This window comes from Microbacterium marmarense (assembly GCF_037204165.1).
GTDB classification, from domain to species: domain Bacteria; phylum Actinomycetota; class Actinomycetes; order Actinomycetales; family Microbacteriaceae; genus Microbacterium; species Microbacterium marmarense.
In genome coordinates this window covers 241,473-255,397 of the sequence record NZ_JBBDGL010000003.1, presented here as the reverse complement: position 1 = coordinate 255,397, position 13,925 = coordinate 241,473, and the positions used below count along the sequence as shown (strand labels likewise).

The 13,925-nt window shown below is 63.0% G+C and carries 13 protein-coding genes; 9 read left to right on the top strand and 4 right to left on the bottom strand.

Annotated elements, in window-relative coordinates; genetic code table 11:
* Positions 1-20: 20 nt before the first annotated feature.
* From WDU96_RS11455 to WDU96_RS11440, 4 genes are all read right to left on the bottom strand, one after another.
* A complete protein-coding gene (locus WDU96_RS11455) occupies positions 21-1,331 on the bottom strand; it encodes an ABC transporter permease (protein WP_337338645.1) in 1,311 nt (436 codons plus the stop codon).
* Positions 1,328-2,845 (bottom strand): ABC transporter ATP-binding protein, encoded by a 1,518-nt coding sequence (locus tag WDU96_RS11450; protein WP_337338644.1) that lies wholly within the window; start codon positions 2,843-2,845, stop codon positions 1,328-1,330. Before WDU96_RS11450 ends, WDU96_RS11455 begins: the two co-directional genes overlap by 4 nt.
* Positions 2,846-2,975: 130 nt before the next feature.
* Positions 2,976-4,031 carry a BMP family lipoprotein gene (locus WDU96_RS11445; RefSeq protein WP_337338686.1) on the bottom strand — a complete coding sequence of 352 codons (1,056 nt, stop codon included), beginning with the start codon at positions 4,029-4,031 and terminating at the stop codon, positions 2,976-2,978.
* Between the two features lie 214 nt (positions 4,032-4,245).
* The gene (locus WDU96_RS11440) at positions 4,246-5,361 is read right to left on the bottom strand and encodes a mannose-1-phosphate guanylyltransferase (RefSeq protein WP_337338643.1); all 1,116 of its coding nucleotides are present in this window, start codon (positions 5,359-5,361) and stop codon (positions 4,246-4,248) included.
* A gap of 227 nt (positions 5,362-5,588) precedes the next feature.
* Here WDU96_RS11440 and sdhC point away from each other — a divergent pair, with 227 nt between their 5' ends.
* From sdhC to WDU96_RS11395, 9 genes are all read left to right on the top strand, one after another.
* The gene (sdhC, locus tag WDU96_RS11435) at positions 5,589-6,023 is read left to right on the top strand and encodes a succinate dehydrogenase, cytochrome b556 subunit (protein ID WP_337338642.1); all 435 of its coding nucleotides are present in this window, start codon (positions 5,589-5,591) and stop codon (positions 6,021-6,023) included.
* The gene (locus tag WDU96_RS11430; RefSeq protein WP_337338641.1) at positions 6,023-6,472 is read left to right on the top strand and encodes a succinate dehydrogenase hydrophobic membrane anchor subunit; all 450 of its coding nucleotides are present in this window, start codon (positions 6,023-6,025) and stop codon (positions 6,470-6,472) included. Before sdhC ends, WDU96_RS11430 begins: the two co-directional genes overlap by 1 nt.
* A gap of 46 nt (positions 6,473-6,518) precedes the next feature.
* The gene (gene sdhA, locus WDU96_RS11425) at positions 6,519-8,324 is read left to right on the top strand and encodes a succinate dehydrogenase flavoprotein subunit (protein WP_337338640.1); all 1,806 of its coding nucleotides are present in this window, start codon (positions 6,519-6,521) and stop codon (positions 8,322-8,324) included.
* Positions 8,324-9,112, top strand: coding sequence for a succinate dehydrogenase iron-sulfur subunit (locus tag WDU96_RS11420; RefSeq protein WP_337338639.1), 789 nt, complete (start codon positions 8,324-8,326; stop codon positions 9,110-9,112). The genes sdhA and WDU96_RS11420 overlap by 1 nt, the downstream gene beginning before the upstream one ends.
* Positions 9,113-9,180: 68 nt before the next feature.
* On the top strand, positions 9,181-10,422 hold the full coding sequence (locus WDU96_RS11415; RefSeq protein ID WP_337338638.1) for a YihY/virulence factor BrkB family protein: 1,242 nt from the start codon (positions 9,181-9,183) through the stop codon (positions 10,420-10,422).
* 43 nt (positions 10,423-10,465) lie between these two features.
* Positions 10,466-11,323: an exodeoxyribonuclease III gene (locus WDU96_RS11410; protein ID WP_337338637.1), complete on the top strand. Its 858-nt coding sequence runs from the start codon at positions 10,466-10,468 to the stop codon at positions 11,321-11,323.
* A gap of 72 nt (positions 11,324-11,395) precedes the next feature.
* Positions 11,396-12,400 carry a tryptophan--tRNA ligase gene (gene trpS / locus WDU96_RS11405; RefSeq protein WP_337338636.1) on the top strand — a complete coding sequence of 335 codons (1,005 nt, stop codon included), beginning with the start codon at positions 11,396-11,398 and terminating at the stop codon, positions 12,398-12,400.
* Positions 12,401-12,434: 34 nt separating this feature from the next.
* Complete coding sequence (locus tag WDU96_RS11400; protein WP_337338635.1) at positions 12,435-12,998, top strand: GNAT family N-acetyltransferase; 564 nt, start codon at positions 12,435-12,437, stop codon at positions 12,996-12,998.
* Between the two features lie 37 nt (positions 12,999-13,035).
* A complete protein-coding gene (locus WDU96_RS11395; protein WP_337338634.1) occupies positions 13,036-13,908 on the top strand; it encodes a DNA-formamidopyrimidine glycosylase family protein in 873 nt (290 codons plus the stop codon).
* Positions 13,909-13,925 lie beyond the last annotated feature (17 nt).

Genomic DNA, 13,925 nt, shown 5'->3' with positions numbered 1-13,925 from the left:
CGCGCCTTCGGTAGCCGCGGTCACTTCGTCACACCCATCATCTCGGCCTTCAGTTCTTTGGCTCGTGCCTTGTCTCGCTTGCGCTGGTCACGCTCGGGCGAGGGCAAGAAGAAGATCGTGCGCACCAGAGGCGGCGCCGCAATGAACAGAACGATCAGCGCTTGCACAACAGTCACGATCTCGATCGGCACGCCCTCGCCAGCCTGCATTGCGAAGCCACCGGCCTTGAACGCGCCGAACAGAATGCCCGCAGCGAAGGTTCCCCACGGGGTGGATCGGCCGAGCAACGCAACGGTGATCGCATCGAAGCCGATGCCCGCGTCGATGTCGGCAGAGAAACCGGTCGTGATGGTGCCGAGCACCTGGCTCACGCCCGCGAGACCAACCAGCGCACCCGCGATGAGCATGGCGTAGACGTACATGCTCTTCACGTTGATGCCGGCAACACGGGCCGCGTGTGGGTTCTCACCCACCGCCCGGAACTTGAAGCCAAGGCTCGAGCGCGAGATGATCCACCACACCAGAATCGTGGCGAGAATCGTCAAGACGAAGCCGAAATGCAGGTTGTACTGGTCACCCAGCAGCAGCGGGAACACTGCCGTGTCAGCCATCGCTGGTGTCTTCGGGTTGTTCGAGCCCGGTGCCTGCAGCAGGCCCGGGGTGCGCAGCATCCACGAGACGAAATAGAACGCTATGTAGTTCAGCATGATCGTCACGATGACTTCGTGCGCTCCGGTGCGAGCCTTCAGCAAACCGGCGATACCCGCCCACAGTGCACCAGCAGCCAATCCAGCCACCAGCGCCACGATCATGTGGATGCCCCACGGCAGGTCAAGCGAGAAGGCGACCCAGCCGGCAGCTGCCGATGCCATGAGCATCTGGCCGCGGCCACCGATGTTGAACATTCCGACGCGGAAGGCGAGAGCCACACCGAGCCCCGCGGCGATCAGCGGGGTGGCGAAGGTGAGCGTCTCTGTCAGCGGTCGAATCGCGCGAGCGAATGTCGGTGCGCCGAAGTTGTAGATCGAGCCTTGGAAGAGCGCGATGTATGCGCCGGTGACCGATTGCCACACTGCGACGATCAAGTCACCAGGCCGAGCGAAGAAGTACCTCGAGGCTGCCTGCACAGTCGGGTCGGTGAATGCGATCATGATGCCGCCGACCAAGAGCGCCAGGAACACCGCGAGCACAGAGATGAGCGCGTTGCCCTGGGTGATCTTCAGAAATGTCTGATGCCACTTCGAGGGCTCGGCCGTCTCAGGCGTGGTGGACTTGCGCGGTTCGATGGGGGGATCTGGTTGTGTTCCCCCGGCGGTCAGGTCGACGCTCATGCCGCTTCCTCCCCGGTTGGGGCTTCGCCAGCCATCATCAGGCCAAGCGTTCCTCGCGCGGTGTCTCCTGGCACAATGCCAATGATTCTGCCTCGGTACATCACGATGATGCGGTCAGCGAGGGCGGTGACTTCGTCAAGCTCGGTCGACACGACGATGACTGGAATACCCGAGTCACGCGTCTCAACGATGCGCTTGTGAATGAACTCGATCGAACCGACGTCGACGCCGCGAGTGGGCTGCGCTGCGACAAACAGCGAGAGGTCGCGACTGAGCTCACGAGCCAGCACGACTTTCTGCTGATTTCCACCCGAGAGCGTGCCGACAGCCGCGTCGATACCCGGCGCGCGCACGTCGAACTCGGTGAACTTCTCTTGAGCAAAATCGGCGATGTACCCCAGCCGAAGTCCGGCACGCTTGACGAACGGCGGGCCAGTGGTGCGATCAAGCACCAGGTTCTCGGCGATCGTCATCTTGCCGACCAGCCCGTCTTCCTTGCGGTCTTCAGGGACGAAACCCACTCCTTCATCAAGGATGCTTCGCACCGACGCGCCCACGAGTTCCTCACCATTGAGGGTGATCGATCCACTCACGCGCTCTTGCAAGCCCACGAGCGCTTCTGTCAGCTCGGTTTGGCCGTTGCCCTGCACTCCCGCGATGGCGACGATTTCACCGGCACGCACATCGAAACTGACGTTGTCGACGACGATCTGGTCTTTCGCGTCGACCACACGAAGGTTGTTGACCACGAGCGACCGCTCGCCCAGAGCCGGTTCGCCTTTGTGCACGGTCAGCTCAACAGCGCGCCCCACCATGAGTTCGGCGAGCTCGGCATTCGTCGCGGTGGGCGATGCTTCGCCCACCACCTTCCCGAGGCGGATCACAGTGATGCGGTCGGCGACTTCTCGCACTTCGCGAAGTTTGTGGGTGATGAACACGATCGATGTGCCCGCATCTTTCAGCTGGCGCATGATCTCCATCAACTCGTCAGTCTCCTGGGGTGTGAGAACTGCCGTGGGCTCATCGAACACGAGCACCTTGGCGTCGCGAGACAGCGCCTTGATGATCTCAACCCGCTGCTGCACTCCGACGGGAAGATCTTCCACCAGAGCGTCGGGATCGACGTCGAACCCGAAGCGGGCCGAGATCTCTCGCACCCGGGTGCGGGCGGCTTCCAAATCAAGAATGCCACCGGCCTTCGTCGACTCGTGCCCCAGCATCACGTTCTCGGCGACCGTGAAAACAGGAATCAGCATGAAGTGCTGATGCACCATGCCGATGCCGGCGCGCATGGCGTCACCGGGCCCTTGGAAATTCTGTACCTTGTCTTCGAGCAGAATCACGCCCTCGTCGGCGCGATAGAGGCCGTAGAGCACGTTCATCAGGGTCGACTTGCCGGCACCGTTCTCACCGAGCAGGCAGTGAATCTCACCGGGCGCAACCACAAGATCGATGTGATCGTTGGCGACGAGACTGCCGAACCGCTTGGTGATGCCGCGGAGTTCGAGCTTCATGTTTCAGATTCTACTGAGGACGCTGCGTCAACACACGAGCCAAGCCCGAGGTCTGCCAATGCAGCGCCAAAATGAACACGCGTGTGGGGAGACCGGGAACCCGGCCTCCCCACACGCGTCACTGAATAGGTCAGCTAGCCAGGTACGACGCGACCGGAATCGATCCGTCGACGATTCCTGCGGCGATTTCGTCGAGCTCAGCCTGCAGTTCAGGTGAGACCTTGTCTTCGAAATCGTGGAACGGCGCGAGGCCGACACCGTCGTTTTCGAGCGTGCCGACAAACGGCGCCGCGTCGAACTCGCCCTGGCCGGCGGCCAGAACTGCATCTTCAACACCGACGTCGATGCCCTTGAGGATCGAGGTCAGCAGCAGGTCGGCGACGGTCGGGTCGGTCTCGTACAGGTCAGCGTCAACACCCACGAGCGCGATTTCGCGACCCGAGTCGCGGATCACCGAAGCGGCGCTCTGGTAGATGGGACCGCCGACGGGCAGCAGCACGTCAACACCCTGGTCGACAAGACCCTGGGCTGCGTTGATGGCGTCTTGGTTGGCGGCGAAGCCACCGGTGAAGACACCGTCGGTGCCGTCCCAGCCGAGAACCTCAACCGAGGCGTCGTTTGCCTCGTTGTAGTACTCCACGCCCTGCTTGAAGCCGTCCATGAAGATCGAGACGGTCGGGAAGTTCATTCCGCCGAAGGTGCCGACCTTCTCGGCGGTCGAGTACGACGCCGCGGCGTAGCCCGCAAGGAACGCGGCCTGCGAGGTGTCGAACACGATGGGCTTGATGTTCGGAGCGTCGGTTTCGCCGTCGAAGTCGTTGTCGACAACGTCATCGATCGAGACGTACTCGACATCGGGGTTCGCCACTGCCGACTCGCCGGCTGCCGAGGCGAGCGCAAAGCCGACCGTGATGATGACCGTGCAGTTCTGGTCGATCAGAGCGGTCAGGTTGGGTGCGAAGTCGGACTCAGAGTCGGACTGAACGGTGACGGGCTCCACGCCCAGTGCGTCAGAGGCAGCCGTCAGTCCCTCGAAGCCGAGCTGGTTGAACGACTTGTCGTCGAATCCACCTGCGTCAGAAACCATGCAGGGCTTGAAACCGTCGATCGCGGTGATGCCGCTTTCTTCGGGGGCGGCGGTTTCCTCGGGCGGTGCTTCAGAGCAGCCTGCGAGTGCGACGATCATGCCGGCGCCGATCAGGCCGCCGAGCAAACGCTTACGGGTCGAAATGGTGGTCAACTCAGCCTCCACGTGCAATGACCCGCGTACCTCGCGGGTGCTGGAGAAAAGTTACCCCGTATGACGCCGACTATGTGACGCGAAGGCCGCGAACTGGCGAATGGTTACAAAGACGCAATGTCTCAGGTCCTTGGACGCAATGTCGAGCGATCGTTGCGGGTCAGAGCACGTCTCCGCGCCCGGTGAGCTTCAGAGCGTCGACAACTCCCTTGACACGCTGCGCATGCTCGCTCGTGGTGACCAGCAGCGCGTCGGGGGTATCGACAACAACGATGTCGCGCACGCCTACCAAGCTGATCACACGGCTCGTCTGGCTGACCACGATGCCGCTGGCCGCGTCTGAGAGCACGCGGGCGTTCTCGCCGAGAATTGCGAGATCGTTCTTGCGGCCGTGAGAATTGAGCTTCGCGAGGCTGGCGAAATCGCCGACGTCGTCCCAGTCGAAGTGGCCCGGGATCACCGCGAGGTGACCTTTGGCTGCCGCCGGCTCTGCCACCGAGTAGTCGATCGCGATCTTCTTGATGGTCGGCCAGATTCGATCGACGGCGGGCCCACGAGCTTCGCGGTCGTCCCATGCGGCGGCGAGTTCCAAAAGGCTTGCGTGCAGTTCGGGCTCTTGTTCGGCGATCTCGGCAAGCAGCACATCAGCTCGCGAGATGAACATGCCCGCGTTCCACAGATACGAGCGATCGGCAAAGTAGGCCTTCGCGGTGTCCAGGTCGGGCTTCTCAACGAAACTGCCCACCAGCGCCGCTTCAGGGGCGCCGTCTATGACGAGCTCTCCGCTCTTTCTGATGTATCCGAATCCCACCGACGGTTCAGAGGGCTGGATGCCGATGGTGCAGATGTAGCCCTTGCGCGCGGTCTCTACCGCTTGACGCACTGCCCACTCGAACAGATGAGGAACGCGAATAACGTGGTCTGCAGCAAACGAGCCGATGATGACCTCAGGTTCACGGCGCACGAGAATCGCCGCCGCAAGTCCGATCGCCGCCGTCGAGTCGCGGGGCTCCGACTCGAGAATCACGTTCATGTCGGGGATGCCGGGCAGCTCGTTCTCGACGGCCGCGCGGTGCGCGCGACCCGTGACTACGGCGATGCGCCCCTCGCCGGCGAGTGGCTCAAGGCGATTCCAAGTGTCGCGCAGCAGCGTGTGACCCGAACCGGTCAGATCGTGCAAGAACTTCGGTGCATCCGCTCGAGACAGCGGCCATAGCCGACTGCCGATGCCGCCCGCTGGAATCACTGCATAAAAGTCATCAATCGCCGTGGCCATGGCCCCAGGGTAACGGGGGCAGATCACGTGCTCGTGCACACCGCAGAAGAATGGCGACATTTGTCTCGATGTCAAGACAAGCGAAGTTAGGCAGGCCTTCGTCGCCCGGTACGCGAAGCGGGCAATAGTATTGAACAAGCGCCCGTGTGACGCCAGGTTTCAATTGGAACCACCCTTCGGGGCATCGAACTTCGCCCCCACCATGTTTCGATCCAGGGAGGACGACCGTGTCTGCACCAGCACGCGTCATACCGTCGGTATCCGAAACCACTTCCAAGGCGCCCCGCGGCACGCTGTATCGCGGGAACGAAGGAATGTGGTCATGGGTGCTTCACCGCATCACCGGCATCGCTATCTTCTTCTTCTTGCTTGTCCACGTGTTGGACACCGCGCTGATTCGTGTCTCGCCTGAGGCCTACAACGCGGTCATCGGCACGTACAAGAACCCGCTGATGGGCGTCGGCGAGGTCGCCCTCGTTGGCGCCATCGCCTACCACGCGTACAACGGATTGCGCATCATCGCGGTTGACTCATGGACCTGGGCAACCCGCCACCAGCGCCAGCTCTGGTGGGGTGTTCTCGGCCTCTGGGTCGTGACGATGGCTGGTTTCACACCGCGCCACCTGATCAACGTGTTCTCTGAGATGGCGGGGGGCCACTGATGAGTACAGCAATCGCTGACCCACGCGCACCGCAAGCCGCCGTTCGCCGCAAGGGCCCGAACCTCGAGAAAGCGGGCTGGATCTACATGCGCGTCTCGGGCGTCGTGCTGGTCGTGCTGATCTTCGGCCACCTTTTCGTCAACCTGATGCTCGGCGAAGGCATCCACGGCATCGACTTCGCGTTTGTGGCGGGAAAGCTCGCCTCACCGTTCTGGCAGTGGTGGGACGTTCTCATGCTCTGGTTGGCGCTCATTCATGGCGCCAACGGCATGCGCACGATCGTCAACGACTACGTCGCCACCGAGACCACGCGCCGCGTGCTGATTTGGGCCCTCTGGCTTTCCGCCGGATTCCTCATCGTGCTCGGCACGCTGGTCGTGTTCACCTTCGACCCGTGCCTCGGCCTCAGCGACACGAGCGCCGACTGGCTGCTGGAGCAGTGCGCGTAGGCGCCCGCTCCCCCGACGAGAAATCAAGAAACCGAGAGCGCCAAGAGTGACTACCGAAACGATCGACAGCTACGTCAAAGACGGCGTCCATTATCACCAGTTCGACATTGTGATCGTGGGTGCTGGCGGAGCTGGCATGCGCGCGGCTATCGAGGCTGGCCCCGGCGCGAAGACCGCTGTCATCAGCAAGCTGTACCCCACCCGCTCGCACACGGGCGCGGCGCAGGGCGGCATGGCCGCGGCGCTCGCCAACGTTGAAGAAGACTCATGGGAGTGGCACACGTTCGACACCGTCAAGGGTGGCGACTACCTCGTCGACCAGGACGCTGCCGAGATCCTCGCGAAAGAGGCGATCGATGCGGTCATCGACCTCGAGAACATGGGCCTGCCGTTCAACCGCACGCCCGAGGGGAAGATCGACCAGCGCCGCTTCGGCGGTCACACCGCAGATCATGGCAAGACGCCGGTTCGTCGCGCGTGCTACGCGGCTGACCGCACCGGCCACATGATTCTGCAGACGCTGTTCCAGAACTGCGTCAAGCTCGGCATCAACTTCTTCAACGAGTTCTACGTGCTCGATGTGCTCACCGTGGATAAAGCAGACGGCTCGAAAGAGGTCGCGGGAGTCGTCGCCTATGAGCTCGCCACCGGAGAATTGCACGTCTTCCAGTCCAAGGCGATCATCTTCGCCACCGGCGGTTTCGGCAAGATCTTCAAGACCACCTCGAACGCTCACACCCTCACCGGCGACGGCGTCGGCATTCTGTGGCGCAAGGGCTTGCCGCTCGAAGACATGGAGTTCTTCCAGTTCCACCCGACCGGGCTCGCCGGACTCGGCATCTTGTTGACCGAGGGTGCCCGAGGTGAAGGTGCCATTCTGCGCAACGCCTCAGGCGAGCGCTTCATGGAGCGCTACGCCCCCACCATCAAAGACCTCGCACCGCGCGACATCGTCAGCCGCTGCATGGTGCAAGAGGTCGCCGAAGGCCGCGGCGGTGGCCCACACAAGGACTACGTCTTTCTCGACTGCACCCACCTCGGTGCCGAGGTGCTCGAAACCAAGCTCCCCGACATCACCGAGTTTGCGCGCACCTATCTCGGCGTCGACCCTGTCGTCGAGCCCGTGCCCGTCATGCCGACCGCGCACTACGCGATGGGTGGCATCCCGACGAACAACGACGCCCAGGTGCTGAGCAACAACACCACCATCGTTCCGGGGCTGTACGCCGCCGGTGAGTGCGCGTGCGTCTCGGTGCACGGCTCCAACCGTCTCGGCACTAACTCGTTGCTCGACATCAACGTGTTCGGCAAGCGCGCGGGCAAGAACGCCGTGGAATACGTTCAGACGGCTGAGTTCGTCGATCTGCCCGAAGACCCGGCAAAAGAGGTGCGCACTCTCATCGAGGGCTTGCGCAACAACCAAGGCACCGAACGCATCGCCGTGCTTCGCAAGACGCTGCAAGACGAGATGGACCGCAAGGCCCAGGTGTTCCGCACCGACGAGTCACTCGGCGAAGTGATGACGGTGATTCAAGAACTGCGCGAGCGCTTCAAGAACATCCACGTCGATGACAAGGGCAAGCGCTTCAACACCGACCTGCTCGAAGCTGTCGAACTTGGCTTCCTGCTCGACATCGCCGAGGTCGTCTGCGTGACCGCCCGCAACCGCAAAGAGAGCCGCGGCGGACATATGCGCGACGACTACCCCAAGCGCGACGACGAGAACTACATGCAGCACACGATGGCGTACCTGTCGGGCGATGCGCAGTCATCGCACCCCGAAGACCATATTCGCTTGGATTGGAAACCCGTCGTGGTTACCCGCTACCAGCCGATGGAGAGGAAGTACTGATGACGTCGTTCGCGGCAGTCGATGCGCCCGAAACTTCGGCGCAAGAGTCTGAGACTCCGGCAGACACCGGCATCCAGTCGTTTCTGATCACCTTCATCATCCGTCGCTTCGACCCCGAGGTGGACGAAGAGCCGCGCTGGGTTGACTACGACGTCGAGCTTTACGCCACAGACCGCGTTCTCGATGCGCTGCACAAGATCAAGTGGGAAGTCGACGGCTCGCTCACGTTCCGTCGCTCGTGCGCGCACGGCATCTGCGGCTCTGACGCGATGCGCATCAACGGTCGCAACCGTCTCGCGTGCAAGACGCTCATCAAAGACCTCGACATCTCGAAGCCCATCTACGTGGAGGCCATCAAGGGCTTGCCGTTGGAGAAGGACCTCGTTGTCGATATGGAGCCGTTTTTCGCGTCATTCCGCGAGGTGCAGCCGTTCCTCATCGCCAACTCGACGCCCGAAAAGGGCAAGGAGCGGGTGCAGACGATCGCGGATCGCGAGATCTTCGACGACACCACCAAGTGCATCCTCTGCGCCGCGTGCACCTCATCGTGCCCGGTGTTCTGGACCGACGGGCAGTACTTCGGCCCCGCCGCTATCGTCAACGCCCACCGCTTCATCTTCGACTCGCGCGACGATGCGGGCGATGTGCGACTCGACATCCTCAATGACAAAGAGGGCGTGTGGCGCTGCCGCACCACCTTCAACTGCACCGAGGCATGCCCGCGCGGCATTGAAGTGACCAAGGCTATCGCCGAGGTAAAGCAGGCTGTGCTCCGCGGCAAGGCCTGAGGTCCTGTCGACGCAGGTTGCGGGGCGTTTGCGTCTCGCCGATGCGAATCGCTCGGTACTCTGACGTTGTGAGCAAAAAAGTGGCTGCCGACGACCATAACGCCAAACGGTCGATTGCCGAAGCGGCGGCGCGCGAAGAAGAGACGCTGCGCGCGCGGTGGGAGGCAACTCAAGCATCGCTGCGGGTGAGGTTTGACGAGCCGATCTCGCGAGCAACGAGGCTGACGCAGCAAACTCTCGCGTGGTTTCCGGTGCGCGTGTGGCGCCACTTTCTGCAGCGGAATGGCTTTCTTCTCGCCGCCGGTGTGAGTTACCAAGCCCTGTTCGCGATCTTTGCGGCGATTTACGTGGCCTTCGCTATCGCGGGAATCTGGCTCGGTGGCAGCCCAGAGTCAGTCCAAGCCATGATCGACTTGATCAACGGCTACATTCCAGGGCTGATCGCACCCACCGGCGGCATTGTGACCCCCGATCAGGTACAAGAAATCGCCGCCCAGACGGCCGGCGTACTCGGCGTCACCGGCTTGATCGCGCTGGGTACCGTCATCTGGACCGCGATCGGCTGGGTCACTTTTTCGCGACGCGCGGTTCGGGACATCTTCGGACTCGATCCCGATCGTCGAAACTACTTCGCGCTGAAAGCCCGTGACCTTCTCGGCGCCGTCGTATTCGGTGCCGCGCTCGTCGCTGGAGCGGTCGCAAGCCAGGCAGCCACGTGGGGCTTGGGTCTGGTCTTCTCCATGGCTGACTGGAGCACGAACTCTCCGCTGTACAACGGCATTGCGCGCGTCGCAGCTGCTTTGGTCTCTTTTGCCATCAACTCGGCCGCTCTCGCGGCCATGTTCAAATACCTCACCGGCACGACACTGCGCTGGCGCAGAGCATGGCCCGGCGCCCTCATCGGCGGCGCTGCACTCACGGTGCTGCTTCTAGGCGCCGGCCTGCTGCTCGGCTACACACCGTCGAATCCGCTGCTCGCGACCTTCGCTATTTTCATCGGTCTGCTGCTGTGGTTCCGACTGAACGGCATCGTGATTCTGGTGGCGGCCGCGTGGGTCGCGGTGGCCACCGCAGACCGAAACGTCGCTCTCGTGCCGCAGACCGCTGAAGACCGGGCGCGCGCTGAGCACGAAGCACTGCTCGTTGCCGCCCACGTACGCGTGCGCACGGCGGTGAGCGCACTCGACGCCGCGCCCTGGTATCGCAAACCCTCGGCCGAACGTGCCATCCGAGCGGCACGACGGGAGCTCTCCGAAGTCGAGGCCTCAGCTCCGCCCGTCGCGGGCAAGCCCGGAACACTGTTCGAATAGGCGCCGCCGTCGGGTGTCGATGCCGCCGGTTAGGCTAGCGGGCGTGTCTCGTCGAGTTCGTATTGCATCAGTCAACGTCAATGGCGTTCGCGCCGCCGCCCGAAAGGGCATGCTCGATTGGCTCGAGAACGCCGACGTCGACATCCTCACGCTGCAAGAAGTTCGCGCCCCAGAAGCTGAGCTGCGCCTGGCGCTCCCGGGCTGGGAGATCGTCAATGACGAAGCGCTCGCCAAAGGTCGCGCCGGCGTCGCCATCGCGTCACGTCTGCCAGCTGCCAGCGTGCGAAAGGTACTGGCTCCCGAACCCGTCGACGCCACTGGCCGCTGGGTTGAGGCTTCGTTCGACATTGACGGAGAGACGCTCACCGTCATCAGCGCCTACGTGCACAGTGGCGAGGTCGGCACCGCAAAGCAAGATGCGAAGTGGGGCTTTCTTGACGCGATGCAAGAACGGATGCCGCAGATTGCAGCCGAAACGCCGCTGACCGTCGTCACTGGTGACATCAACGTCGGCCATCGCGAACTCGACATTCGAAACTGGAAGGCCAACAGTAAGAAGGCCGGCTTCCTTCCGCGTGAGCGCGCCTACCTCGATCGAATGCTGGGCGAGTTGGGTACCCCTGTCACCTGCGCCGACGGCACTGAGGGAGTCGGCATGGGGTGGGTTGACATCGGGAGACGCCACCACGGCGAGGTTGATGGCCCGTACACGTTCTGGTCGATGCGCGGGCGTGCCTTCGACAACGACACGGGCTGGCGCATCGACTACCACTTTGCGACCGCGCCGCTCGCGGAACGTGCCTCCAACTACACCGTCGTACGGGCCGACTCCTGGGACACCCGCTGGAGCGACCACTCACCAGTGATCGTCGACTACGCACTCGGGTCCACCGCTGGCTGACAGCCCACGCTACGATCCCCGCGCTCGCTTCGCTCGTGCGGGCGCAGCATCCATCGCCCGTAGGATTGACGGGTGAACAAACCGCGCCTCTATTCCGGAATGCAGCCCTCTGCCGACTCTTTGCAGGTCGGCAACTACATCGGCGCGCTCATGCAGTGGCGCGATATGCAGCAGTCCTACGACGCGTTCTTCTCGGTTGTCGATCTGCACGCCCTCACCACCCCCAACGATCCGGCCGAGCTGCGCGAGAAGACGCGCCGCACGGCCGCGCAGTACATCGCCGCTGGCATCGAGCCCTCGAAGTCGACCCTCTACGTGCAGTCGCACGTTTCGGCCCACGCAGAGCTCGCGTGGGTGCTTTCGACCGTGACCGGTTTCGGCGAAGCCGGCCGCATGACCCAGTTCAAAGACAAGTCGACACGCTACGGCAGCGATGTCACCTCGGTGGGCCTGTTCACCTACCCGGTGCTGATGGCTGCCGACATTCTGCTTTACCAGACTGACCTCGTGCCGGTCGGTGACGACCAGAAGCAGCACGTCGAGCTCACGCGCGATATCGCAGAGCGTTTCAACAGCCGCTACGGCCAGACATTTCGCGTGCCGACTCCCGTGATCCAGCAAGACACCGCCCGCATCTATGATCTGCAGAACCCCACGGCCAAGATGTCGAAGTCTGCCGAGTCCGACGCGGGTGTGCTCTGGCTGCTTGACGACCCGGCGAAGAGCGCGAAGAAGGTCATGCGCGCTGTCACCGACAGCGAGGGTTCGGTTCGATACGACCGAGAGAACAAGCCCGGCGTGTCGAACCTGCTCGTCATCTATGCGGCGCTTTCGGGTCGCCAGATCCCCGCGATCGAAGACGAATATGCCGGTCGCGGCTATGGCGACTTCAAGAAGGGTCTCGCCGAGGTCGTGGTGAACGAGTTCGGCCCCGTGCGCGAACGAGCCCTCGAACTGCTTGACGATCCCGCAGAACTCGACCGCGTGCTGGCGCACAACGCGACCAAAGCCGAGACCGTCGCGAACAAGACTCTCGGCGACGTCTACGACAAAGTCGGCCTGCTCCGCCGCAAGTAGCGGCGTCACGCCACCGCTCACGTAAAGTATCCGAATGGAACCCGTCGTGCTGCGCACCCCGCGCCTCACACTCGCCGCGCCGACCGAAGCCGATATCGAGGCGATCTACCAAGCCTGTCAAGACCCCGAGATTCCACGCTGGACGACCGTGCCCAGCCCATACGCTCGCTCCGACGCCGAAGACTTCGTCGCCAAGACCGCTGAGTGGTGGCTCGCCGACAGCGAGTACACCTGGGCTATTCACCATGAAGGCATGCTCGCGGGAGTGATCGGCATGTACCGCATGGTGCGAGCGGGATCTGGCGAGATCGGCTTCTGGATGTCACCGTCGTCGCGCGGCAAAGGCATTCTCACCGAAGCGGCGCGCGCGGTCATTGACTTCGGCTTCTCTGATGCTGTCAGCCTCAAGCGCATCGAGTGGCGCGCGGTGGTGGGCAACATCGCTTCGGCCAAGACGGCACGAGGACTGGGTTTTCAGTTCGAGGGGATGCTGCGCCAAGCCCTGGCCAGCCCTCGGGGCCGAGACGACGGCTGGGTTGCAGGCTTGTTGTCGAGCGATGACCGCACCCCGAAGGCGTGGCCTGTTCTCGAGGACTAGCTGCCCGTACGATCCGCCAGCGTGCCAAAATGGGCACATGCCGGAGATGCCGGAAGTTCAGGGGCTCGTTGCCTTTCTGCAGAGCCGCATTGTCGGCGTGAGCGTGACGAGGGTGGCGGTGGCGAACATCGCTGCGCTCAAGACCTTCGATCCACCAATCGAAACTCTCATCGGTGCCACGATTACGGGCGTTGAGCGGCACGGCAAGTTCATTGACGTGCACACGCAGACTCAGGATGCAGCCCCGCACCTCATCTTCCACCTCGCCAAGGCGGGCTGGCTGCGCTGGTACGACACGATCCCCCAAACCATCATTCGTCCTGGCAAGACGCCGATCGCGCTGCGCATCGCGCTTTCTGACGGCTCAGGTTTCGACCTCACCGAAGCTGGCACTAAGAAATCTCTGGCGTTCTACGTCGCTCGCAGCTCTGTCGATGTGGCGGGCATCGAGCGGTTGGGTCCCGATCCGCTCGATGCCCGTTTCACCCGCGCCACGCTCGCACAGATCGTGGCGGGCCGCCGCACCCAGATCAAAGGCGTGCTGCGCGACCAGTCGATCATCGCGGGGATCGGCAACGCCTATTCCGACGAGATTCTGCACGTAGCGAAGATGTCACCGTATGCGCTTGCCACCAATCTCGGCGATGACGAGATCGACAATCTGTTCGCCGCGCTCACCGCCACCCTCGCCGAGGCCGTCGCGGCAGCATCCACCAAGCCTCCCGCCGCGCTCAAAGATGCCAAGCGGCGCGGAATGCGCGTGCACGGGCGCCGCGGCGAAAGCTGCCCCGAGTGCGGTGACACCGTTCGCAGTGTTTTCTTCGCCGACAACTCACTCGAATACTGCGCGACCTGCCAGACCGGCGGCAAAGTGCTCGCTGACCGCAGACTCTCGCGACTGCTCAAGTAGCGCAGCGCCCCGCACGG